Origin of the sequence: Streptomyces sp. WMMC1477 (genome assembly GCF_027460245.1) — a bacterium.
Taxonomy (GTDB): Bacteria; Actinomycetota; Actinomycetes; order Streptomycetales; family Streptomycetaceae; genus Streptomyces.
Map to the genome: position 1 here is coordinate 3,596,919 of NZ_JAPZBD010000003.1, position 22,121 is coordinate 3,619,039.

At 69.7% G+C, this 22,121-nt stretch carries 15 protein-coding genes and 2 pseudogenes; 13 read left to right on the forward strand and 4 right to left on the reverse strand.

Annotation, left to right across the window (positions count from 1 at the left end):
- Positions 1–20: 20 nt before the first annotated feature.
- The 9 genes from O7609_RS16180 (at position 21) to O7609_RS16220 (ending at position 14,030) form a co-directional block, all read left to right on the forward strand.
- A complete protein-coding gene (locus tag O7609_RS16180; RefSeq protein ID WP_269736259.1) occupies positions 21–1,373 on the forward strand; it encodes an ABC transporter substrate-binding protein in 1,353 nt (450 codons plus the stop codon).
- Between the two features lie 12 nt (positions 1,374–1,385).
- Entirely contained in the window at positions 1,386–2,732 is a 1,347-nt protein-coding gene (locus tag O7609_RS16185; protein ID WP_269743776.1) for an ABC transporter permease, read from the forward strand.
- The gene (locus O7609_RS16190; protein WP_269736257.1) at positions 2,729–3,667 is read left to right on the forward strand and encodes a carbohydrate ABC transporter permease; all 939 of its coding nucleotides are present in this window, start codon (positions 2,729–2,731) and stop codon (positions 3,665–3,667) included. The genes O7609_RS16185 and O7609_RS16190 overlap by 4 nt, the downstream gene beginning before the upstream one ends.
- Positions 3,668–4,195: 528 nt before the next feature.
- Complete coding sequence (locus tag O7609_RS16195) at positions 4,196–5,689, forward strand: xanthine dehydrogenase small subunit (protein ID WP_269743777.1); 1,494 nt, start codon at positions 4,196–4,198, stop codon at positions 5,687–5,689.
- Positions 5,686–8,100 carry a xanthine dehydrogenase molybdopterin binding subunit gene (gene xdhB / locus O7609_RS16200; RefSeq protein WP_269743778.1) on the forward strand — a complete coding sequence of 805 codons (2,415 nt, stop codon included), beginning with the start codon at positions 5,686–5,688 and terminating at the stop codon, positions 8,098–8,100. Before O7609_RS16195 ends, xdhB begins: the two co-directional genes overlap by 4 nt.
- A 1-nt stretch (position 8,101) precedes the next feature.
- Complete coding sequence (gene xdhC / locus O7609_RS16205) at positions 8,102–8,911, forward strand: xanthine dehydrogenase accessory protein XdhC (RefSeq protein ID WP_269736254.1); 810 nt, start codon at positions 8,102–8,104, stop codon at positions 8,909–8,911.
- Between the two features lie 529 nt (positions 8,912–9,440).
- On the forward strand, positions 9,441–10,301 hold the full coding sequence (locus tag O7609_RS16210; RefSeq protein ID WP_269737238.1) for a hypothetical protein: 861 nt from the start codon (positions 9,441–9,443) through the stop codon (positions 10,299–10,301).
- Positions 10,302–11,036: 735 nt separating this feature from the next.
- Positions 11,037–13,376 (forward strand): xanthine dehydrogenase subunit D, encoded by a 2,340-nt coding sequence (gene pucD, locus O7609_RS16215; protein WP_269736253.1) that lies wholly within the window; start codon positions 11,037–11,039, stop codon positions 13,374–13,376.
- Between the two features lie 150 nt (positions 13,377–13,526).
- Entirely contained in the window at positions 13,527–14,030 is a 504-nt protein-coding gene (locus tag O7609_RS16220) for a nucleoside deaminase (protein ID WP_269736252.1), read from the forward strand.
- On the opposite strand, the gene O7609_RS16225 is transcribed toward O7609_RS16220, so the two are convergent.
- Complete coding sequence (locus O7609_RS16225) at positions 14,024–15,019, reverse strand: hypothetical protein (protein WP_269743779.1); 996 nt, start codon at positions 15,017–15,019, stop codon at positions 14,024–14,026. The genes O7609_RS16220 and O7609_RS16225 overlap by 7 nt on opposite strands.
- A gap of 173 nt (positions 15,020–15,192) precedes the next feature.
- Between O7609_RS16225 and O7609_RS16230 the strand changes: the two genes are divergently transcribed.
- A complete protein-coding gene (locus O7609_RS16230; RefSeq protein ID WP_269736250.1) occupies positions 15,193–16,779 on the forward strand; it encodes an IS1380 family transposase in 1,587 nt (528 codons plus the stop codon).
- A 10-nt stretch (positions 16,780–16,789) separates the two neighbouring features.
- A pseudogene (locus O7609_RS16235) lies at positions 16,790–17,254 on the forward strand (tyrosine-type recombinase/integrase); the annotation flags it as partial.
- 88 nt (positions 17,255–17,342) lie between these two features.
- On the opposite strand, the gene O7609_RS16240 reads toward O7609_RS16235, so the two are convergent.
- Together O7609_RS16240 and O7609_RS16245 are read right to left on the reverse strand one after the other, a co-directional pair.
- Positions 17,343–17,837: an SMI1/KNR4 family protein gene (locus O7609_RS16240; protein WP_269736249.1), complete on the reverse strand. Its 495-nt coding sequence runs from the start codon at positions 17,835–17,837 to the stop codon at positions 17,343–17,345.
- Positions 17,834–20,380: pseudogene (locus tag O7609_RS16245) on the reverse strand (HNH/ENDO VII family nuclease); the annotation flags it as partial. The pseudogene O7609_RS16245 and the gene O7609_RS16240, both read right to left, overlap by 4 nt.
- Before the next feature lie 166 nt (positions 20,381–20,546).
- Here O7609_RS16245 and O7609_RS16250 point away from each other — a divergent pair.
- Both O7609_RS16250 and O7609_RS16255 read left to right on the forward strand, forming a co-directional pair.
- On the forward strand, positions 20,547–21,065 hold the full coding sequence (locus O7609_RS16250) for a GNAT family N-acetyltransferase (RefSeq protein ID WP_269736248.1): 519 nt from the start codon (positions 20,547–20,549) through the stop codon (positions 21,063–21,065).
- Positions 21,066–21,151: 86 nt separating this feature from the next.
- Positions 21,152–21,361 carry a mycothiol transferase gene (locus O7609_RS16255; protein WP_443072257.1) on the forward strand — a complete coding sequence of 70 codons (210 nt, stop codon included), beginning with the start codon at positions 21,152–21,154 and terminating at the stop codon, positions 21,359–21,361.
- Positions 21,362–21,372: 11 nt separating this feature from the next.
- Here O7609_RS16255 and O7609_RS16260 read toward each other — a convergent pair whose 3' ends face one another.
- A complete protein-coding gene (locus O7609_RS16260; protein WP_269736246.1) occupies positions 21,373–21,747 on the reverse strand; it encodes a hypothetical protein in 375 nt (124 codons plus the stop codon).
- Between the last annotated feature and the right edge of the window lie 374 nt (positions 21,748–22,121).

Below are 22,121 nucleotides of genomic sequence, written 5' to 3' on the forward strand. Positions count from 1 at the left end.
CCCCTGAAGGGACACCAGAGATGAGACGCACCACCAACCGCCCCGCCCGCCGGGCCCGGCGCACCGCGACCGCGGCCGCCGCCGCCCTGACCCTGGCCCTCACCGCCGCCGCGTGCGGTGACGGCGACGACGTCACGGGCCCGGCCTCGGACGGCGAGCTCAGCGGCAAGACGATCACCGTCGCGGGCGTGTGGACGGGTACGGAGGAGGAGAACTTCCAGCGGGTGCTGGAGGCGTTCACCGACGAGACCGGGATCAAGACCGAGTACCTGGCCACCGGCGACAACGTCTCCACGGTCATCGGCAGCAAGATCAAGGGCGGCGACGCGCCCGAGGTCGTCATGGTGCCGCAGGTCGGCGTCCTCCAGCAGTTCGCCCAAGAGGGCTGGCTGACGCCGCTGTCCTCGGACGTCGAGCAGGCGGCGACGCAGAACTTCGCCAACGTCTGGAAGGAGTACGGCACGGTCGACGGCGACTACTACGGCGTCTACTTCAAGGCCGCCCACAAGTCGCTCGTCTGGTACAGCCCGGACGCTTTCGACCAGGCCGGCGTCGAGCCGCCGACGACCTACGCGCAGCTGATGGAGACCGCGGGGACGGTGTCCGACTCCGGGCTGCCCGCCTTCGCCGTGGCCGGGCAGGACGGCTGGACCCTCACCGACTGGTTCGAGAACGTCTACCTCTCCCAGGCGGGCCCGGAGAAGTACGACCAGCTGGCTGAGCACACGCTGCCGTGGACGGACCAGAGCGTCGTCGACGCGCTCACCACGCTCGGCGAGCTCTTCTCCGACGACGACCTCCTCGCCGACGGCGCCCAGGGCGCCCTGCGCACCGACTTCCCCACCTCCGTGCAGAAGGTCTTCGGCCCCGAGCCGAAGGCGGGCATGGTCTACGAGGGCGACTTCGTCGGCGGCCTGGTCACCGGCGACCACGGCAAGACGCTCGGTGAGGACGCCGACTTCTTCCCGTTCCCGGCGGTCGACGGCGGCGAGGCGCCCGTGGTCAGCGGCGGCGACGCGGCCGTCGTGCTCAAGGACGGCGGCGAGCAGAAGGCAGCCATGGCCCTGCTGGAGTTCCTGGCGAGCCCGGACGCGGCCGCCGTGTGGGCCGAGGCGGGCGGCTACATCTCCCCGAACAAGGCGCTGGACCTCTCCTCCTACAAGGACGACCTCACCCGGCAGACCGCCCAGTCCCTGATCGAGGCCGGAGACTCGGTGCGGTTCGACATGTCCGACCAGGCGCCCGCGGCGTTCGGCGGCACGGTCGGCAAGGGCGAGTGGAAGATCCTCCAGGACTTCCTGCGCGACCCCTCCGACCCGAAGGCCACCGCCGCCGAGCTGGAGAAGGCAGCGGCCGCCGCCTTCGCGGACTGAGGTCGCCCGACCGTGTCCGCTCCCGCTCAGCGCACCACTGCCCCCGGCGCCGTCACCTCCCCGCGGCGCCGGGCCCAGCGGCGTCGTCGCACCATCGCGTGGCTGTTCGTGCTGCCCGCGCTGCTCCTGCTCGGCGCCCTCGTCGTCTACCCGGTGATCTACTCCGTCGGCCGCAGTCTGTTCGACGCCTCGGGCTCGGAATTCGTCGGCGTGGACAACTACACCGAGATGTTCGCCGACCCCACGACCCTCAAGGCCATCCGCAACAGCACCATCTGGGTCGTCGTCGCCCCGGCGCTCCTGACCGGCCTCGGCCTCATCCTGGCCGTACTCACCGAGAAGATCCGCTGGGCCACCGCGTTCAAGCTGCTGCTCTTCCTGCCGATGGCCGTGTCGTTCCTGGCCGCCGGGATCATCTTCCGGCTCGCCTACGAGCAGGACCCGGAGCGCGGCGTGCTCAACGCCGCCGTCGTCGGCGTCCACGACACGTTCACCGACCCCTCGCCGTACCCCACCGCCCGCGCCCGCGACGGGCACGGGGTCGAGAAGGGCGACGGTGGCGCGTACGTCACCAGCGCGACGGCCGGCCCCGGCGACACCGTGACGCTCGGCCTCGTCGGCGTCGCCCCCAAGGACCTGCCCGAGGACGCCGAGCCGGCCGCCGCCGTCACCCCCGCGGACGCCGAGCTGCGCGGCGTCGTCCACCTCGACTTCGTCCGCGGCGGCGGCGGCGAGGCGGGCCGGCTCGACGACGGCGAGAGCGGACTGCCGGGGATGGCGGTCGAGGCCGTCGACGGCGGCGGCGACGTCGCCGCGCGGACGACGACCGCGGCCGACGGCACCTTCGCCCTCACCGGCCTGGAACCCGGCGCCTACACGCTGCGGCTGCCACAGGAGAACTTCGCCGAACCCTACGGCGGCGTCTCCTGGCTCGGCCCGGCGCTCGTCACCCCCGCCATCATCGGCGCCTACCTGTGGATCTGGACCGGCTTCGCCATGGTCCTCATCGGCGCCGGGCTCGCCACCCTCCCCCGCGAGACCCTGGAGGCGGCCCGCATCGACGGCGCGAACGAGTGGCAGATCTTCCGCCGCATCACGGTGCCCCTGCTCGCCCCGGTGCTGACCGTCGTGTTCGTGACGCTCGTGATCAACGTGATGAAGGTCTTCGACCTCGTCTACATCATCGCGCCCGGACCCGTGCAGGAGGAGGCGAACGTGCTGGCCACGCAGATGTGGCTGGTCTCCTTCGGCGGCGGCAACGACCAGGGGCTGGGCAGCGCGCTCGCCGTCCTGCTGCTGGCCCTCGTCGTGCCCGCCATGGTCTTCAACGTCCGACGCTTCCGCAGGAGCCAGTCATGAGCACGCACGACACGCTGGAGCGGAGCCCCGCGGGCCCGCCCGCACGCGGCCTGTCCCCGGCGCCGGCGGGCGCCCGCTCCCCGCGCGGCGGCCCGGTGGCCCGGCTCACCTCCTGGCTCAGGGGCGGGCTCGTGCAGGCGCTGCTCGCCCTCGTCGCCCTGGTCTGGATCACCCCGCTGGCCGGTTTGCTGTTCGCCTCCCTGCGCGAGGAGTCCGACAACGCCTCCAGCGGCTGGTGGACGGCCCTGACCGAGCCCGCCCAGCTCTCCTTCGACAACTACAGCGCCCTGCTGGAGGACTCGGGCATCGTCCAGTCCTTCTGGAACACGGTGCTGATCTCCGTGCCGACCACGCTGCTCGTCGTCACCCTCGCCGCACTCGCCGGATACGCCTTCGCCTGGCTGGAGTTCCCCGGCCGCGACGCCATCTTCCTTCTGGTGGTCGCCCTGCTGGTGGTGCCGGTGCAGATCGGCCTGCTGCCGGTGGCCGAACTCTTCGGCGAGCTGGGACTGTTCGGCACGATTCCCGGCGTCGTCCTCTTCCACGTCGCCTACGGGCTGCCGTTCGCCGTCTTCCTGCTGCGCAACTACTTCGCGGAGATCCCGAAGGAGATGCTGGAGGCCGCCCGGATCGACGGCGGCGGCGAGTGGCGGATCTTCGTCCAGCTCATCCTGCCGCTCGGCCGTCCCGCGCTCGCCAGCCTGGCCATCTTCCAGTTCCTGTGGGTGTGGAACGACATGCTCGTGGCCCTGCTGTTCGCCAACGCCTCCGCCCAGCCGCTGACGGTGGCACTCCAGTCGGAGATGCGGCAGTTCGGCAGCAACATCGGGGTGCTGGCGCCCGGCGCCTTCCTGTCCCTGATCGTGCCGGTGGCCGTCTTCTTCGCCTTCCAGCGCCACTTCGTCCAGGGAGTCATGGCCGGCTCGGTGAAGTGACCCCGCGCTTGGGAGGTCTGCGCCAGAGGCGCAGGGCTGGCAAGCGCAGCCCCGGCGCCGGGCGCGTCCCCTGCTCGGACAGGGGGCACCCGGCGCCGCGGCGCGTCGGGACCGCGGTGTGCCCGGGGCCCGGCGCGCCGCGTTCGGTCTGCGAGACGCCGAAGTCGTCCCCTTGACCTCGGTGACCCCGGCCACTATTTTGCGGTAGGCGTCGACCCATCACCACGGAAAGGAGGCGACCAGCGGATGAACACCAGCTCTGATCTCGGTCGCCTCGCCCAGTGCACCGTCTGGGTTCCGGGTCGCATCGCCCACGGCTGCTAGTACGCCGTTCCGCTGTGCCCGCTCGTGGCACTTCTCGGGTTTCCCCCGCACTTTCTCTTCCCGCACTTTTTCTCCCGGCACGCCGCTCCTGCGTGCCGTCGTGAATCCGCCCCGCTCCCGTGGCGCGCGTCCGAACATAGAAAGCTGCCTGAAATTGGCGAACACAATGAACCGATCGATCACGCACCGAAACGAAGGCCTGTCATGGTAGCGGCGCGGGTCACGGTCAACGGACAAGAAACCCCGATTTCACCGGCCGCACCCCACACCACGGTGCTGGACTTCCTGCGCGAGCGCGGCCTCACCGGAACCAAGGAGGGCTGCGCCGAGGGTGAGTGCGGCGCCTGCTCGGTCCTGGTGGCCCGCCCCGGGGTGAAGAAGCCCACCGACTGGGTGGCGGTCAACGCCTGCCTGGTCCCCGTTGCGGCACTCGACGGTCAGGAGGTCGTGACCTCCGAGGGCCTCGCCACCGTCGGCGAGCCCGGCTCGGCGCCCACCCTGCACCCGGTGCAGAAGGAGATGGCGGCCCGCGGCGGCTCCCAGTGCGGCTACTGCACGCCGGGATTCGTCTGCAGCATGGCCGCCGAGTACTACCGGCCCGACCGCTGCGCGCACGCGGGCTCCGAGGACGGCGCCTCCCACGAGGGTGCCTCCCACGACGGCGCCGACGCCGAGCACGGTCCGAACGGTTTCGACCTGCACGCGCTGAGCGGCAACCTGTGCCGCTGCACCGGCTACCGCCCGATCCGCGACGCCGCGTTCGCCGTCGGCACGCCCGCCGACGAGGACCCGCTGGCCCGGCGTCGCGAGCAGGCCCCGCCCGCACCCGTAGCCACCGAATACGCCCAGGACGACCGCGCGTTCGTGCGCAGGAGCACCCTGGCCGAGACGCTCCACCTGCTGCGCGAGCGCCCCGACGCGGTGGTGGTCGCCGGCTCCACCGACTGGGGCGTGGAGGTGAACATCCGGTCCCGGCGCGCGGACTGTGTGGTCGCCGTCGACCAGCTGCCCGAACTGCGCGAGCTACGCGTCGAGTCCGACGTCGTCGAGATCGGCGCGGCGCTCACGCTCACCGAGATCGAACGCCGCCTCGACGGCGCCGTCCCGCTGTTGGCCGAGGTGTTCCCGCAGTTCGCGTCCCGCCTCATCCGCAACGGCGCGACCCTCGGCGGCAACCTGGGGACGGGCTCGCCCATCGGCGACAGCCCGCCGGCGCTGCTCGCCCTGGAGGCGTCGCTGGTGCTCGCCGACGCCGACGGTGAGCGCGAGGTCCCGCTGGCGGAGTACTTCACCGGCTACCGGCAGAGCGTGCGCCGTCCCGGCGAGCTGATCCGGGCGGTGCGCCTCCCGCTGCCGCTCTCGCCCGTGGTGGCCTTCCACAAGATCGCCAAGCGTCGCTTCGACGACATCTCCAGCGTGGCCGTCGCCTTCGCGCTCGACGTCGAGAACGGAGTCGTCCGCAAGGCCCGCATCGGCCTGGGCGGCGTCGCCGCCACCCCGATCCGCGCCCTGGCCACCGAGGCGGCCCTGGAGGGCAGGCCGTGGTCGGCGGAGACCGTCCAGGCCGCGGCCTCGACGCTGCGGGCCGAGGGCACGCCGATGAACGACCACCGCGCCAGTGCCGAGTACCGCTCCGCGATGCTCGGCCAGAGCCTGCTGAAGCTGTACGCGCAAACCACCGAGGCGGTGCCGTCATGAGCCATCTGTCCGAGCGCCCCGAGAAGCCCGTCGTCGGCGTGCCGATGCCGCACGAGAGCGCCGGCCTGCACGTCACCGGGACCGCGCTCTACACCGATGACCTGGTCGCCCGCACCAAGGACGTCCTGCACGCCTACCCGGTCCAGTCCACGCAGGGCCACGGCAGGATCACGGCGCTGCGCACCGGGGCCGCGCTCGCCGTGCCCGGTGTGGTCCGGGTGCTCACCGGTGCCGACGTGCCCGGCGTCAACGACGCCGGAATGAAGCACGACGAGCCGCTGTTCCCCGACGAGGTCATGTTCCACGGCCACGCCGTCGCCTGGGTGCTCGGTGAGACGCTGGAGGCGGCCCGGCTGGGGGCGGCGGCGGTCGAGGTCGAGCTGGACGAGCAGCCCTCGCTGATCACGCTCCAGGACGCGATCGCGGCCGACAGCTTCCACGGCGCCCGGCCCGTGATGCTGGCCGGGGACGTGGACGCCGGCTTCGCCGACTCCGCGCACGTCTTCACCGGCGAGCTCCAGTTCTCCGACCAGGAGCACTTCTACCTCGAGACGCATGCGGCGCTGGCGTACGTGGACGAGGCCGAGCAGGTCTTCGTCCAGAGCAGCACCCAGCACCCCTCGGAGACCCAGGAGATCGTCGCCCACGTCCTCGGCCTGCACAGCCACGAGGTCACCGTGCAGTGCCTGCGGATGGGCGGCGGCTTCGGCGGCAAGGAGATGCAGCCCCACGGGTTCGCGGCCGTCGCCGCACTCGGCGCCAAGCTGACCGGCCGTCCGGTCCGGCTGCGGCTCAACCGGACCCAGGACCTGACCATGTCCGGCAAGCGGCACGGCTTCCACGCCGAGTGGAAGATCGGCTTCGACGCCGAGGGCCGCATCCAGGCCCTGGACGCCACCCTGACGGCGGACGGCGGCTGGAGCCTGGACCTGTCCGAGCCGGTGGTGGCCCGGGCGCTGTGCCACATCGACAACACCTACTGGATTCCCAACGCGCGGGTCGCCGGCCGCATCGCCAAGACCAACAAGCCCTCCAACACCGCCTTCCGCGGCTTCGGCGGACCGCAGGGCATGCTGGTGATCGAGGACATCCTCGGCCGCTGCGCGGCGCGGCTCGGCCTGGACCCGATGGAGCTGCGGGAGCGCAACTTCTACCAGCGGGGCCAGACGACGCCCTACGGGCAGCCGGTCGTCCAGCCCGAGCGGATCTCCGCCGTCTGGAAGCAGGTCCGGGACACGTCCGGTCTAGCCGACCGGCAGCGCGAGATCGCGGCGTTCAACGCCGCGCACCCGCACACCAAGCGGGCGATCGCCGTCACCGGCCTCAAGTTCGGCATCTCGTTCAACCTCACCGCCTTCAACCAGGGCGGCGCGCTGGTGCTGATCTACAAGGACGGCTCGGTCCTCATCAACCACGGCGGCACCGAGATGGGCCAGGGCCTGCACACCAAGATGCTCCAGGTGGCCGCGACCACCCTGGGCATCCCGCTGCACAAGGTGCGGCTGGCCCCGACCCGGACCGACAAGGTGCCCAACACCAGCGCCACCGCGGCGAGCTCCGGCGCCGACCTCAACGGCGGGGCGGTGAAGAACGCCTGCGAGCAGCTGCGCGAGCGGCTCCTCCAGGTCGCGGCCACCCAGCTGGGGGCGAACGCCTCCGACGTGCGGATCGTCGAGGGCGTCGCGCGCAGCCTGGGCGGCGACAAGGAGCTGGCCTGGAACGACCTCGTGCGCACCGCCTACTTCCAGCGCGTTCAGCTCTCCGCGTCCGGCTACTACCGGACCGAGGGGCTGCACTGGGACGCCAAGACGTTCCGGGGCTCGCCGTTCAAGTACTTCGCCCACGGCGCCGCCGCGGCCGAGGTCGAGGTGGACGGCTTCACCGGTGCGTACCGCATCCGGCGCGTGGACATCGTGCACGACGTCGGCGACAGCCTGTCCCCGCTGATCGACATCGGCCAGGTCGAGGGCGGCTTCGTGCAGGGTGCGGGCTGGCTGACGCTTGAGGACATGCGCTGGGACGCCGGCGACGGCCCGAACCGCGGCCGTCTGCTGACCCAGGCCGCGAGCACCTACAAGCTGCCGAGCTTCTCGGAGATGCCCGAGGAGTTCAACGTCACGCTGCTGGAGAACGCCTCGGAGGAAGGCGCGGTCTACGGGTCCAAGGCGGTGGGTGAGCCCCCGCTGATGCTGGCCTTCTCGGTCCGCGAGGCGCTGCGGCAGGCCGCCGCCGCGTTCGGGCCGGGCGGGGTCGGCGTCGAGCTGGCCTCGCCCGCCACGCCGGAGGCGGTGTTCTGGGCGATCCAGTCGGCTCGCGAGGCCGGTGCCTCCGGGAGCGGTCAGGCCGGTGCGGCTCGTGCGGCCGCCGCCGGTGCGGTCCCGGCCGGCGTCGAAGCGCTGAGCGGTGCCTGACATGCCGTGGGTCGCCGCGGTCGCGCGGTTGCGGGCACGCCGGGAGCACGGCGTGCTGGTGACCGTCGCGACCGTGCGGGGCCACGCCCCGCGTGGCCCCGGTGCCAAGCTCGTCGTGGGGCCGAACGAGACGTGGGGCTCGATCGGCGGCGGCAACGTCGAGGCCGTGGCGATCGACCGGGCCCGGGAGATGGTGGCCGCGTCCAAGCCGGAGCCGGAGCTGATCGAGTTCGCCCTGAACGACAAGGTGACCAACCAGCACGGTGTGCAGTGCTGTGGCGGCACCGTCTCGGTGCTGCTCGAACCGCTGCCCGTGGTGCGGGCGGTGGCGATCTTCGGCGTCGGGCACGTCGGCCTGGAGCTGGCGCGGATTCTGGCCCGCCAGGACCTGGATCTCCATCTGGTCGACACCCGGTCCGACATCCTCGCCGAGGAGCGGCTGGCGGTGCTGTCGGACGCGGTGGCGCAGGTGCACGTGCACCACACGCCGCTGCTGCCCGAGGAGGTGCTGGAGCACCTGCCGGACGGCACCCACGTCCTGGTCATGACGCATGACCACGCCGAGGACGCCGCGCTGTGCGACGCCGCCCTGCGCACCGAGCACCTCGGCTCCGTCGGGCTGATCGGCTCCGCCGCCAAGTGGGCGCGGTTCCGCAAGCGCCTCGCCACCGAGGGCGGTCACGACGATGCCACGATCGACCGGATCAAGACCCCGATCGGGCTGGCCGACATCACCGGCAAGGAGCCCGCGACCATCGCGGTGAGCGTGGCCGCGGACCTGCTGCGCACCTTCGAGACCGAGGGGGACTGACCCTCCGGGCGATCCACAGGGGTGCTCCGCGCGTGTGCGTTTCGCATACGCGCGGAGCACCCCCTTTCTTTCGGCGCCCGGGCCTTTTCTCGGCGTGGCAGTGGGCCGCGTCCTTGCCACATGCCGTGGCCTTTCCACCCACCCAGGTTCGGACGGAGTGTCAACTTTGCTGAGTTATAGGAAAGTTGACGCAATGCTTCTTGTAGAAGCCTACGAAGCAGCAGCCTCAGTCCGCTGGGTTTTCATGGCTTTCACCCCTGGCTGGTCCCGCTCGGTTGGCTGTGTACTCCTCTTACACGTTGCAACAAAACAGGGGGAGTTGCGCCTGTGTCCGCACCGCTGGGACGTTCGTGGAGCGTTCGTGTGATGCCGGATCGACGGCCGGGACCGCGATCCTCCTCACATCGCACCGAACGAAGGAAAAACTTTGTCTGAGACGTTGTCCGGTCGGCTTGTCGAGATTTCCTGGCCGGATCTGGGAATCACGGTTACCGCTGAACTCGATGACCGGAACACCGCGTTGGCCGATGTGTTGTGGGAATCGCTGCCCTATCAGAGCCTGCAGGGGCACGCGCTGGTGGCCGGGGAGCACCTCTACCACGTGGCGCCGATTCACGAGCTGCTGTACACGCACCCGACGCACCGGATCGCGGATCGGCGGAACGCGCCGGACGGGACGGTGTTCCTCTCCGGGCTGCAGCACCTGGGGATCAAGTACGGAGAGCTGACCGAGCCCATGCCGGCCGCCCCGGTGGGGCAGGTGCGCGGGGCGGACATGCCGGCCCTCCTGGAGGCCGGCCAGGCCATCTGGGACGCGGTCTACGCGTCGAAGAAGGAGATCCGGGTGGAGGTCCGCAGGGCGGGCACGGCGGGCGGCCACCGCATCCCGTGCCTGGCCGCCACGGACCCGGAGGCCAGCCGGCTGATCCGCGACGTGCACGCCGAGACCGAGCGCATCTGGCTGTCCGAACCGGTCGAGCTCGCCGACCTGCACCGGGGCGTGATCGCGTCGGGTGCCGGGACCCACGAGACGGTGCTGCCCACCCTGCTGTTCGTCAACGGTGAGACCCGCCCGCTGGGGTACGCGGCCTACGGCGGCCTGGTCCGGGGCGCGGCCGGGGACATGCCCCTGGACTCGCTCCACCAGATGGCCCGCCTGCTGGTCGGCGTCCCGGCCGAGTTCCTGGGCTACTGCGGGCTGGAGAAGCTGTGGGCCTTCACCCAGCGCTTCCTCAGCCGCCTCGACCACCTCGACCGCGACGACTTCCAGGCCGTGGCCGGCCAGCTGGCCCTCTACATCAACTGCCTCGGCGGCTGGAACCTGCACCTCTACCCCTGGGACACCGGCGACCACCTGCGCCAGCTCCGCCCCACCGGGGCAGCCCAGTAGCACCGCGGCCGGGCCTCCGCACTTTCCGTGCTCGTCCCCGCGCGGAACGTGTGGGCCCGGCCTCTCTCCGTCCGGCCTCTCTTCGCCGGGCGTCCCTCGTGGGGCGTCACCGGCGGGCGACCCGGCGGAAAGCGCTGGCGTCGTGGCGTCCCGCCCTTCGTGCGAATCTACGGGAGGGCTCGGCCGACCAGCCAACTTCTTCATGGTTTCGGTGACTGACCCTCGACAGGGCCGGGCGGGTGTACTTGCGCTATTCGACATGAACAGCACGTGAACGAGTCACGCGAGGAGCTGTGGCCCTCCGGCTCGCACCGAAGACACCGCTACGAACGATGAGAGCCGCACATGGACTTCCCACCCCCCGTCGGCCGGGAGGCGGCGCTCGCCGCCCGGGCCGGGAAGTCCTTCCGCGGCGAGGGCCGCAGACGTGAGGGGACGGCGTGACGACGCGCGGCGGAGCCGTCGACCCGTGGCCGGGCCTCGTCGGCGCGGCCGCAGGGAGGTGCTCCCAGCGCTGGGCGCCGCGGTGTCCGGCCTCCTCCGGCCGCCAGGGCGCGTACCACCGCCCAGCAGGCTCCGGCCGCATGGGCAGGCGGCTCACGGCATCGTCCGGCCGGCTCCGCCGGACAGGTCCCAGCGGCAGCCCCGCGAGCGGGCGAACCCGCCCGAGCGCCCCCAACTCACCCGGCCAGACCCAGTTCTGGCCGCCGAGCACCAGACAGTGGAGGTTGCCTGATGACGAACCAGACTTCTCCCGCCCGTGCCCCGCAGGACCTCAACGATGCGATCACCGGTGGGATCGGCGACAGCCCGCAGCGTCCCGACGGAACGCTGAAGGTGAGCGGTGAGTTCGCCTACTCCTCGGACCTGTGGGCGGAGGACATGCTCTGGGGCGGGACGCTGCGCAGCCCGCACCCCTACGCGCGGATCAACTCCGTCGACATCACCGAGGCCGTCAAGCACCCCGGCGTGTACGCCGTGCTGACCCACGAGGACGTCCCCGGCGACAACGTCTACGGCCTGAAGGTCGCCGACACGCCGGCCCTCGCCGAGGACGTCGTGCGCTACAAGGGCGAGCCGGTCGCCCTCGTGGCCGCCGACCACCCGGAGACGGCCCGGCGCGCGCTGGCGAAGATCGTGGTCGACTACGAGGTGCTCGAACCGGTCACCGACCCGGAGCGGGCCGCGCACGACGACACGCTGCCCAGGCTGCACCCCGAGCACGCCGGGGGCAACGTGGTGCGCTACCAGCCGATCATCCAGGGCGACCCGGAGGCCGAGGCCGACGTCGTCGTCTCCGACGTGTACACCCTGGGCATGCAGGACCAGGCATTCCTCGGGCCCGAATCCGGCCTGGCCATCCCGGCCGAGGACGGCGGCGTCGACCTGTTCATCGCCACCCAGTGGCTGCACGTCGACCAGAGGCAGACGGCGCGGGCGCTCGGTCTCCCCGTCGAGAAGGTGCGCTTCACCATGTCCGGCGTCGGCGGCGCCTTCGGCGGCCGCGAGGACCTGTCCATGCAGATCCACGCCTGCATGCTGGCGCTGCACACCGGCAAGCCGGTGAAGATGGTCTACAACCGCGAGGAGTCCTTCTACGGCCACGTGCACCGGCACCCGGCCAAGATGTACTACGAGCACGGCGCGACCAGGGACGGCAAGCTCGTCTACGTCAAGGCGAAGATGTACTTCGACGGCGGCGCGTACGCCTCGAAGACCCCGGTCGTCGTCAGCAACGCCACGTCGCTCGGCGTCGGGCCGTACGAGGTGCCCAACGTCAAGATCGAGGGCTGGGGCCTGTACACGAACAACCCGCCGTGCGGCGCGATGCGCGGCCTCGGCGCCGTCCAGCCCGCCTACGCCTACGAGTCCCAGATGGACAAGCTGGCCCGGGCGCTGGACATGGACCCGGTCGAGCTGCGCCAGCTCAACGCCGTCTCCCAGGGCTCGACCATGCCCACCGGGCAGGTGCTCGACTCGCCCGCGCCGATCGCCGAACTGCTGCAGCGCCTCAAGGACATGCCGCTGCCCCCGGAGAACGCCTGGCGGGCCGCCGACGGCCGGGCCGACGTTCGCGGCCTGCCGGGCGGGCTGTCCAACACCTCGCACGGCGAGGGCGTCGTCCGGGGCGTCGGCTACGCGGTGATCGCCAAGAACGTCTCCTACGCGGAGGGCGCCGACGACTACTCGACGGCGCGGGTGCGGCTCCAGACCATCGGCGGCCGGCCGGTCGCCATGGTGCACACCGCGGCGGCCGAGGTCGGGCAGGGCCTGATCACCATGAAGCAGCAGATCGTCCGTACCGAGCTCGGCGTGGAGCGGGTGACCGTCCACCCGACCGACACCAACGTCGGCGACGCGGGCTCCAGCTCGGCCTCCCGGCAGACCTACATCACCGGCGGAGCCGTCAGGACCGCGTGCGAGGCCGTCCGCGAGGTGCTCTTCGAGCGCGTCGCCCAGCGCTTCGGCGAGGACCCCGCCGACCTGACGCTCACCGGCGGCAAGGTCGTCTCCGCCACCACCGGCGTCCTCGCCGACCTCGTCGACGTCCTCGGCGACGACGTCATCGAGGAGACCCGGGAGTACCACCACCTCAGGACGTACCCCATGGACCCGGTGACCGGACAGAGCCCGCGCGTGCACGTCCAGCACGCCTACGCCGCACACCGCGCGGTCGTGGAAGTGGACACCGAGCTGGGCCTCGTCAAGGTCGTGCAGCTCGACTGCGCCCAGGACGTCGGCAAGGCGATCAACCCGGACGCCGTCGTCGGGCAGATCCACGGCGGCGCCACCCAGGGGCTCGGCCTCGCCGTCATGGAGGAGATCAAGGTCCAGGACGGCAAGATCCGCAACGCCTCGTTCACCGACTACCTGATCCCGACCATCCTCGACACGCCGCCGATGACGGTGGACGTGATCGAGCGCGCCGACCCCAACTCCCCGTACGGCGTGCGGGGAGTCGGCGAGCCGCCCACCATCTCCGCCACCCCGGCAGTCGTGAACGCAATCCGCAACGCGACGGGGCTGAACCTGACCCACACCCCCGTCTCACCGGAACACATCGTCGGCGTCTGACAGCGCCGATCTCCGCGGGGGCGCCCATCGGGCTGCCCTCACGGCGGCCTCGCGGAGCCCAACCGACTGCCCCGGACGGCCCGTCCGTGCGTACTGCGCACGGACGGACCAGCACCGGGGAGTCCCCACCGTCTACGAGAAGGAGTGACCGTGACCGCGAACACCCAGGAGACGAGCAGCCAGGAGCTCGAGCGCACCTGGATGGACGAGGCCATCGGCCTTGCCACGAACAGCGTGCTGAACGGCGGCGGCCCCTTCGGCGCCCTGATCGCCAAGGGCGGCGAGATCGTCGCCATCGGCCACAACAAGGTCACCTCCAACCTGGACCCGACCGCACACGGCGAGGTGAGCGCGATCCGTGCCGCCTGCGAGAAGCTGGGCACGTTCTCGCTCGAGGGCTGCGTCCTGGTCACCTCGTGCGAGCCGTGCCCGATGTGCCTGTCCTCCGCGCTGTGGGCGCGCGTCGACCGGATCGTCTTCGCCGCCGACCGCGACGACGCCGCCGTGGCCGGCTTCGACGACCGCAAGTTCTACGACCTGTTCGACAAGAAGCCCGCCGAGCTGTGGCCCATGGCGATCGAAAGAGTCGAGATGCCCAACCGCACCGCGCCGTTCGACGCGTGGCTGGCCAAGTCCGACCGCATCGACTACTGACGCTCCCGCCCGCCGGGGGCTCCGTCGCCTCGTCGAGGTGGCCGATGCCCGGTGCGCCAGCACCCGACATCAGCCACCTCGATCGCCCGGGCCGTATCTGGCGCAACCCTGGGGGCGTTCTCCGCGCGCTCTTCTGAGGCACGGCGTCTGTCTGCCGCGTCGGTGAGGGCGCAGGCTGTGATTGCGGTGATCAGGGATGCGGCTGTGGCCTGGAGGAGCACGGTCTCGTAGTACGAGGTGCCGGGGCCGAGCCGGACGACCGCGTAGGCCACTGCCACGGCCGTTGCCGCGGCGCAGCCGAGCCTGCCCAGCAAGGCCAGCAGGCCTCGGATCTCGCCGGCTTCCCGGAGCCCCGCCAGGGTGTCCCGCAGGGCGTACAGGCTCGCCGCAGCCGCGACCGCAAGCCCCGCCACGGCGGCCAACATCGGCGTACCGAAGGTGACCCCATAACGCACCGCAAGGGCGGGAACGAAGAAGAGCACCAGCCAGCGGCGCAGAGCGTGGCCGGCGAACATCACGGCAAGTCCTGGCGAGTGACGAACCGGGAGCCGGGCGGCGGCCAGGCGACAAAGGGCCAGGCCCCCGGCGGCGGCCAGGGCGAGCGGAGCCCGGTCGTCAAGACGGCCCAGGTTGTACAGCAGGGCCGTGTCGTACACGACCAGGACCAGCACCCCCAGCGCACCCAACGAACCCAGGAACGCCAGCAGTCCGGCAGCGGTCCACGGCCCGCCCTCAGCGGTGTCACGCGCGCCCATGCGGGCCAGGAACAACGGCGTCAGGACCGCCGAGACACCGCGGATCACCACATCGTCGACGGTGTACGGGTTGTACAGGTCCCACTCGACGACGCAGAAGACCGCCGTGTACGACAACGCGGCCAGCGGCAGCAGCGCGGAGCACATGACCCTGCGGTACAGGCCGGCGTCCAGCCAGCGCAGAACAGTCCCGAAGGTCAGTAGGACGAAGAGAAGTTCCAGAAACGCCTGCACCCGCAGAACCGTTGGCCCCAGGAGCGACGGCCCCGGGAACCCATCAGCGAGCGAACCCTGGGTATTTAGCGGGATTGGGTGATCTGACGGCCCGGTAGCAGAAAGGTGCCGCTGGCCTGCAAGGATGCGAGTGTCGACGTCGTATCCGCTGCGAGGGTCAGGGCACCAATCTGGTGAGCGAGTTTACAGGGTGGGACCGGCGGCTGTCCGTGGTGGCCGACGGCAAGGGATTGATCGGCCATGCCGGGGCGGTGCTGCTTCGCAGGCTCGCCGACGGTACGGGGCTGACAGCGGCGCTCGCGGGCGTGCTGCCCGCCGGTACCGGAACCGGCTGGCGGGATCGAGCGGCCGTGGTGGTGCAACTCGCCGTGGCGATCGCACTGGGGGCGGTGAATTTCTCCGATGCCGAGCGGCTCCAGGATCATCACCAGGGCCTGTTCGGGCCGGCAGTATCGGACTCCACGATGCGCCGGACCCTCGCCGCGATGGACTGCGAGCTGCTGGCCAAGATCGCACACGTGCGGGCGCGGGTGCGCCGCCATGTGTGGACGCTGCTGAGCCTGCGGCCAGGCGGGTTCCCGTGGCTGACCATCGCCGGGAAGCGGCTGCACCGCTGGGTGGTGATCGACCTGGACGCCACGATCATCACCGCTGCGTCGAAGAAGGAAGGCGCCCGCGCGACCTGGAAGAAGACGTACGGGTTCCACCCCCTCGCGGCGTGGTGCGCGAACACCGGTGAGTGCCTGGCGATGTGGCTGCGCACCGGCAGCGCCGGTGCGAACACGGTGGCCGACCACCTCAAGGTGCTCGCCGACGCGCTGGCCCAGATCCCCGGCGCCTCCACCGCGAAGAACCTCGTCCGCGTCGACGGCGCCGGGGCCACCCATGACCTGCACGAGCGTCTACGGGATCTGAACACCCGGCGGCGCACGGTCCGCTTCACCACCGGCTGGAAGATCACGGATGAGGACGAGAAGGCCATCGCCCGCCTGCCCGAACGTGCCTGGCAGACCTCCATCAACCAGGACGGCAGCGTCCAGGAGGGCTACTTCGTCGCCGAGCTGACCGGGCTGAACACCCGCGACGGCTGGATCAAGGGCATGCGGCTGATCGTCCGCCGGGTCAAACCCTCCGCCCGGCAGATCAAGGACCTCACCGCGTTCGAGAAGAAGACCGGGTGGAAGCACTCGATCGTCGCGACGAACATCGCCAAGATGACCCGCATCCGCGGCAGCCACCAGATCCAGTGGCTGGACGTCCTGCACCGCCACCACGCCGTCGTCGAGGACCAGGTGCGCGCGAACAAGGCGATGGGCCTGCACAACCTGCCGTCGAAGTCCTGGCAGGTCAACGAAGCGTGGATGCTCACCTGCAACCTCGCGGCCGATCTCGACGCGTGGCTACGGCTGCTGACCCTGCACGACTGCGACGAACTCGCCGACGCCGAACCAGCCACCATGCGCTTTCGCCTCTACCACCTGCCCGCCCGCCTCAGCCGCCACGCCCGCCGCCGATGGCTCCGCATCGAGACCACTGGCCCTGGGCCAGCGCGTTCACCACCGCATGGACCCGGATCAGCAACCTCCCTGCCGTCATCTGACGAGCCGGCCTCCGCCCCGACGAAGACCAGAACGGAGAACGCAGCACCCCGGGACCGTGGAACCCGGCGCAGCCGCAGCGACACGCGAAGGCCCCACCCGGCACCCTCGGGAACAAACCGGGGTGAACCGATCACCTCAACAAGCAGCGATCACCGCTGACGAATCGAGGCTCACCGTCCTGCACACCAAGACCCGCGCCCCCGAGCGCCGCATCGCCCTGCCCACCGAATGCATCAGCTCCCTCAAGATCCACCGGGAAAGGCAGCATGACGAACGTCAGGCTGCGGGATCAGGCTGGGCGGACAACGGCCTCGTGTTCGCCACGCCCTCCGGCAGCCCTCTCGATCCCGCCAACCTCACACGCCACTTCAGCCGACTCCTCAGCCGGGCAGGGCTCCGCCGCATCCGCTTTCACGATCTCCGGCACTCGACTGCGACCCTGCTCCTGGAACAGGGCGTCGACCTCGTCGTGATCAAGGAACTCCTCGGCCACGCCCACATCGGCGTCACCGCCGGCGTCTACGCCCACGTCCGACTCCGCCTCCAGCGCCAAGCCATCGACACCCTCAGCCACGCCCTCGACCAGGACGACGACGAACCCGAAGACCCACCCGCCGCAGCCGTCGTCCGCTGACGTTGCCGTCAGCGTTGCCGTCAAGAACCGCAGAAGCCTCGCCAGGAACACCTGGCGAGGCTTCTCGATTTTCTCCTGATTTTCAGCTTCAGTCGGACTCTCGCCAGCGCGTTACAGCACGCTGGCACAGCGCGAACGCGAAGGACCCGAAATCATCCCCGAGCCTCTCCATGCTCTCGCGGTCCACAACTCCGGGGTTCCAAACGAGGACGGGATACTCGCCTTCCTGATTCACTTGAGAAGAATCGAGGACAACCAGTCCACCCATTCCGTCAAACATCACAACAATCAGATCGGATGGCATTCCGTACTGACTGCGAGCATCCAGGGTTTCCGCTACGGAGCCCAATAGTTTCTGCCCCATCGCGAGCGTCTGATATACGCCAAGAAATTCTTCACCAGTGATATCCCAGGTTCCGAACTCTTCGATCAGACGGCGGTACGAGGGAGGGAAGGCCACACCCAGATCACTCTCGGCGGCCGCCATCGTCCCTGCGTCACAGCCGTCAGCGTGGTTCGCGATGTCATCGTTCCCGCGAACCAGCTCGATCAGTCGCTCACTCGCCGCGACAGCGTTCATCATCCACCCAATCCTGCCGCTCGGTCCTTCCAATACTGGGATTTCCAGGCGTTGAAGGCATCTCGATCGATTCCACTGGGGATCTTGGTGCCCGCCTTCCAGTGCAGCTGATTGTAGTTCCCGAAGTGCATCGAGTGTGTCACCTCGGCGATCGGCCCGTCCTGCGTCTGGAGCATGTGATGGAGGTTCATCGGCTTGCCGTCCGGGCCCATCGGGGCGAGGCCCTGCTTCATTCTCTTGAGATTGCTTCGACCGTACTTGTCCGCAGGTGAAACAAAGCTCGGATTCACCAGATCATCCCGCTGATAAATTCGCTGACCGTTGTAGTCGGTCCGCGACCAGAATTGGCAGTTTGAATTGTGAACCAGGACCGGCGTGTTGCCCGCCAGCACATAGTACGTGTGGAGGTCGTCTACGGTGAAGTTGTAGGTCTTGGCGTGCTCGGTGTAGGCACGGTTGCCCGTGACGATTACCGTGTCACCTTCGTCGGTGAGCAACGTCATGCCGGGAGCGAGGTCGACCGCATCGACCCATCGGTCTTCAGACGGGGACCAGAATGGGTGCTCGTAGGTGGCGGTGAGGTTTACGACCCCTTCCTCAGTCGCGATCGAGAGCTCGTTGAAGTGCTTGTCGTACTCAGTGACGATGAGGTGGGTAACTACCCGTGCACCCGTTTCGCCAGTCTCTGGGTCCGTGGCCTTTACCTTATCGCCAACTTCGATGTCTTCGATGTCCTTCGATGTCCCGTCAGCCATGAGGACATCGGTGCCAGCAAGGAAGCACTTGGTGCAGTCGATCGGTGACTTATCCGGAGCCTTGTCCTTCTTGGCTAGCCTCTTGAGCCATCCGGCGAAGTGCTCCACACCTTTTTTGATCGAGCCTCTTCCGCCAGTTAGCAGATCCCCAGTGAACGCACCGTTTTCGTACGACTGGGATTCTGTATCGATACCGAGTGAAGCGACAGCGTCGTCATATCCATCCGTGAGACCGGAGCACCAGCACCCGGCCAGCATGGCAACGCCTTCGATCGCAGAGGGGATTCCTCGGCCAATCCCGGCCAAAAATTCCCAGCCATCACCTCCCGAGTCGGCCTCGTCAGGGTCAGAGCAATCCCCGCCCCCGTACTTGCGGCTACAGTGCCCGTCGATTTCGATGCGATTGACCGGGTTGCCGGCGGTATAGGCGTAGCGGTTGCCGGTCATGGGGTCGGTGGTGAGGTTGAGGTCGGCGAGGGCGCCGTTGTACATGTCGCGGGAGGTGAAGCGGTTGAGGCCGGGGTTGTAGTCGCGGAAGCCCATGTCGTAGGTGCCGGAGGCGGCGTCCCAGCGCTTGGCGTTGAAGCGGTAGGTGTTGTAGGCGTCCGTGGTGGGGTTGGCGGGGTCGGGTTTGTCGATGCCGGTGAACTCGGAGGCGTCTTCGCTGCCGTAGGCGGTGTAGCCGTAGGTGGCTTTGGTGTCGCCGGACTCGGTGGTGACGGTCTCGACGTCGCCGCGGGGGTTGTAGCCGTAGGCGGCGAGTTCCTGGGTGCCGGTGGTGGCGTCGTGCTTGAGCTGGGAGAGGCGCTGGCCCCAGGGGCTGTACTGGTAGGACTTGGTGACCTCGCCGGCGACTGCTTCGCTGAGCACCTCGCTCGACGTGCCGAGGTAGTTGAAGTCGGTGGTTTTGCCGTCGGTGGTCTTGGAGGCGGTGCGGTCGAGGGGGTCGTAGGTGTAGGCCGTCGTGGTCGTGGAGCCGGTTTCGTCGAGCTTGGTGTGCTTGATGACGTGGTCGAAGCCGTCGTAGGTGTTGCGTTCGATGACCTGGCCGGCGCTGGTGACGGATGCGAGGCGGCCGAAGGGGTCGTAGGTGTAGGCGGCGGTGCTGCCGTCGGTGGCGGCGGAGAGCAGGCGGTTGCGGTCGTAGGTGTAGGTGGTGGTTGTGCCGCCGACGGTCTGGCTGATGACGTTGGCGTTGGCGTCGTGGACGTAGGTTTCGGTGCCTGCGCCGTTGCCGGTCTTGGTGACCTCGGCGATGCGGTCGGCCGGGTCGTAGGCGTAGTCCGTGGTGGAGTTCAGGTACGCCGAGGTGTCGTCGGCGTTCATCTTCTTCGCGACGTCCTGCGTCTTGTTGCCGTTGGGGCCGTAGGTCAGGGCGTGGGAGGAGACGAGGGTGCCGTTGGACTTGGTCTCGGTCTGCGTCTTGACGGCGCCGTCGAGGTAGTAGGTGAAGTCGACGGTGTTGCCGTTGGCCTTGGTCTCACGGAGCTTCTGGCCGCGGGGTGTGTAGGTGAAGCTGGTCGTCTTCGGGTCGGCGTCGGTGGGGGTGTCGCCGACCTTGACCGTCCTGACCAGGTCCCGGAGGTCGTAGGTGTAGACCGAGTGCTGGTCGGGGTGGGCCTGGGTCTCCGGCAGGCCGTTCGCGTCGTAGGTGTAGGTCGTGGACGCCTGCGAGACACCGCCCGCGAACTCCTCGACCCGCTCGACCTGGTTCAGACCGGTGTACGTGACGCGGTACGTGTCGACGTCCGCGCTGGAGGAACCGTCGGCCAACTCCGACAGGTTGCCGTTGGAACCCACCCCATGGCCCGTTCAACGACACCCTGGAACCGATTCGCCTACCCCGGCAACACTCGGCCAGCGCCGCACGGTCTTGATCGCCTGGACTGCTCGTCGGAGCGCCTTCCCCCACAACACGCCTCCGGTCACGGAGGCTTGTTCGGTACTCTCGCCCGGTATGACCCTGTTGCACGGTTCCGTCGTCACCCTCCGCACCGCCACTGCCGAGGATGTCCCGGCTCTCGCGGCCATCCGTGCCACCCCCGAGGTGCTCGTGCACTGGCGCGGCTCCGCGGACCTGGAGTCGGAGGTCAGGGAAGAGCTCGAGGACGACGAGATCACCGCCCTGGCCGTCGAGTACGAGGAGCGCGTCGTCGGCCTCGTACAGTGGTACGCCGAGACGGAACCCGACTACCGGCACGCGGGCATCGACATCTTCCTCGAACCGGGCGTCCACGGCCGGGGCCTCGGCACCGACGCCGTGCGGACCGTGGCCGCCCACCTCATCGACGACCACGGCTTTCACCGCATCGTCATCGACCCCGCCGCCCACAACGCCGTCGCCATTCGCTGCTACCAGAAGGTCGGCTTCCGGCCCGTCGGCATCATGCGGCAGTATGAGCGCGGCCTCGACGGCACCTGGCACGACGGCCTGCTCATGGACCTCCTCGCCGACGAACTTGTCCGCCCGACCTGACCGTCCGGCCGCCCCGCGACCGGCCCGCGTTTCGAGGCCGCGTCGAGGACGGCGAACTGCGCGTCTCGGGCGTCCCGCTCGACCGACTGCTCAAGGAGTACGAGCGGCAGTGCGTGACCTCCGACGAGGTCATCGCCGCCCACCGCCTGGACGAGACCGGCCGCCACCCCGACTTCGAGGTCTCCGCGGCCTCCCTGCGCTGGATGCTGTTCCACATGATCGAGGAGACGGCCCGGCACGCCGGCCACCTGGACGCCGTCTGCGAGTTCCTCGACGGCGGCACCGGCTACTACTGAGCCAGCTCCGGCTACCGGGCCACCTCCGCCGAGCAGGTGGCCCGCCCGAAGGTGCCGAACGCCGTGGAGCGCTGCCGGTGCTCACCGCGCACCGCCACCGTGCACTGCGCCTCCCCGCCCTCCTCGCCGAGGACGACCGTCACCGTCGCCGGGCCCCCGTCGGGGGTCACCTCGACCTCGGCCGTCCACGGCAGCTCGGTCGCCGCGGCGGTCTTCGCCGCGCCGCCGTCACCGGCGTGGTAGCTGATGTCCGCGGGGCCCTCGCCCGTCACCGTGTAGATGACCGCCACCGTGGCGGGCGGCTCGGGGGCCTCGTCCTCGTCGGCGTCCAGCAGCCAGACCGCGCCACCGGCCACGGCCAGCAGTGCCGCCACGCCCACGGACATCAGCCACGTCCGGCGACGTGGCCGAAACGCGGAGGCTGTTTCCGGAGGTGTCGATTCCGGCGTCGTCGTTTCCGCCTTCTGGGACATGGGTTCTCACGCTCCGGCAATTCGCGGGACTGATTTCTCTCCGAGGTGAACCGACCTCTTTTACACTAGCGCACGCCTCCACGCACACGTAGGTACAAATCGCCCTGTCAGCTGTCCAGTTGGGGTGCTTAGATCCGCTGATATGTCACATCGTCTCGGTGGTTGACGTGGACAGAACGACGTGGGTAGAACACTGCGCGTTACACGTGGCACAGCGGTTCCGCTGCGCCGGGGCATTTCCGGCGTGGCCTATTCGGCATGCCGTTTTCCGCGGGTCGCCCGGCGGA

Bases quoted from the DNA above. Each gene is read 5' to 3' on its own strand.
- pucD (WP_269736253.1), top strand. From the start codon at position 11,037: ATGACGAACCAGACTTCTCCCGCCCGTGCCCCGCAGGACCTCAACGAT.
- O7609_RS16240 (WP_269736249.1), bottom strand. From the start codon at position 17,837: ATGATGAACGCTGTCGCGGCGAGTGAGCGACTGATCGAGCTGGTTCGC.
- xdhB (WP_269743778.1), top strand. From the start codon at position 5,686: ATGAGCCATCTGTCCGAGCGCCCCGAGAAGCCCGTCGTCGGCGTGCCG.
- O7609_RS16190 (WP_269736257.1), top strand. From the start codon at position 2,729: ATGAGCACGCACGACACGCTGGAGCGGAGCCCCGCGGGCCCGCCCGCA.
- O7609_RS16180 (WP_269736259.1), top strand. From the start codon at position 21: ATGAGACGCACCACCAACCGCCCCGCCCGCCGGGCCCGGCGCACCGCG.
- O7609_RS16250 (WP_269736248.1), top strand. From the start codon at position 20,547: ATGACCCTGTTGCACGGTTCCGTCGTCACCCTCCGCACCGCCACTGCC.
- xdhC (WP_269736254.1), top strand. From the start codon at position 8,102: ATGCCGTGGGTCGCCGCGGTCGCGCGGTTGCGGGCACGCCGGGAGCAC.
- O7609_RS16195 (WP_269743777.1), top strand. From the start codon at position 4,196: ATGGTAGCGGCGCGGGTCACGGTCAACGGACAAGAAACCCCGATTTCA.
- O7609_RS16260 (WP_269736246.1), bottom strand. From the start codon at position 21,747: ATGTCCGTGGGCGTGGCGGCACTGCTGGCCGTGGCCGGTGGCGCGGTC.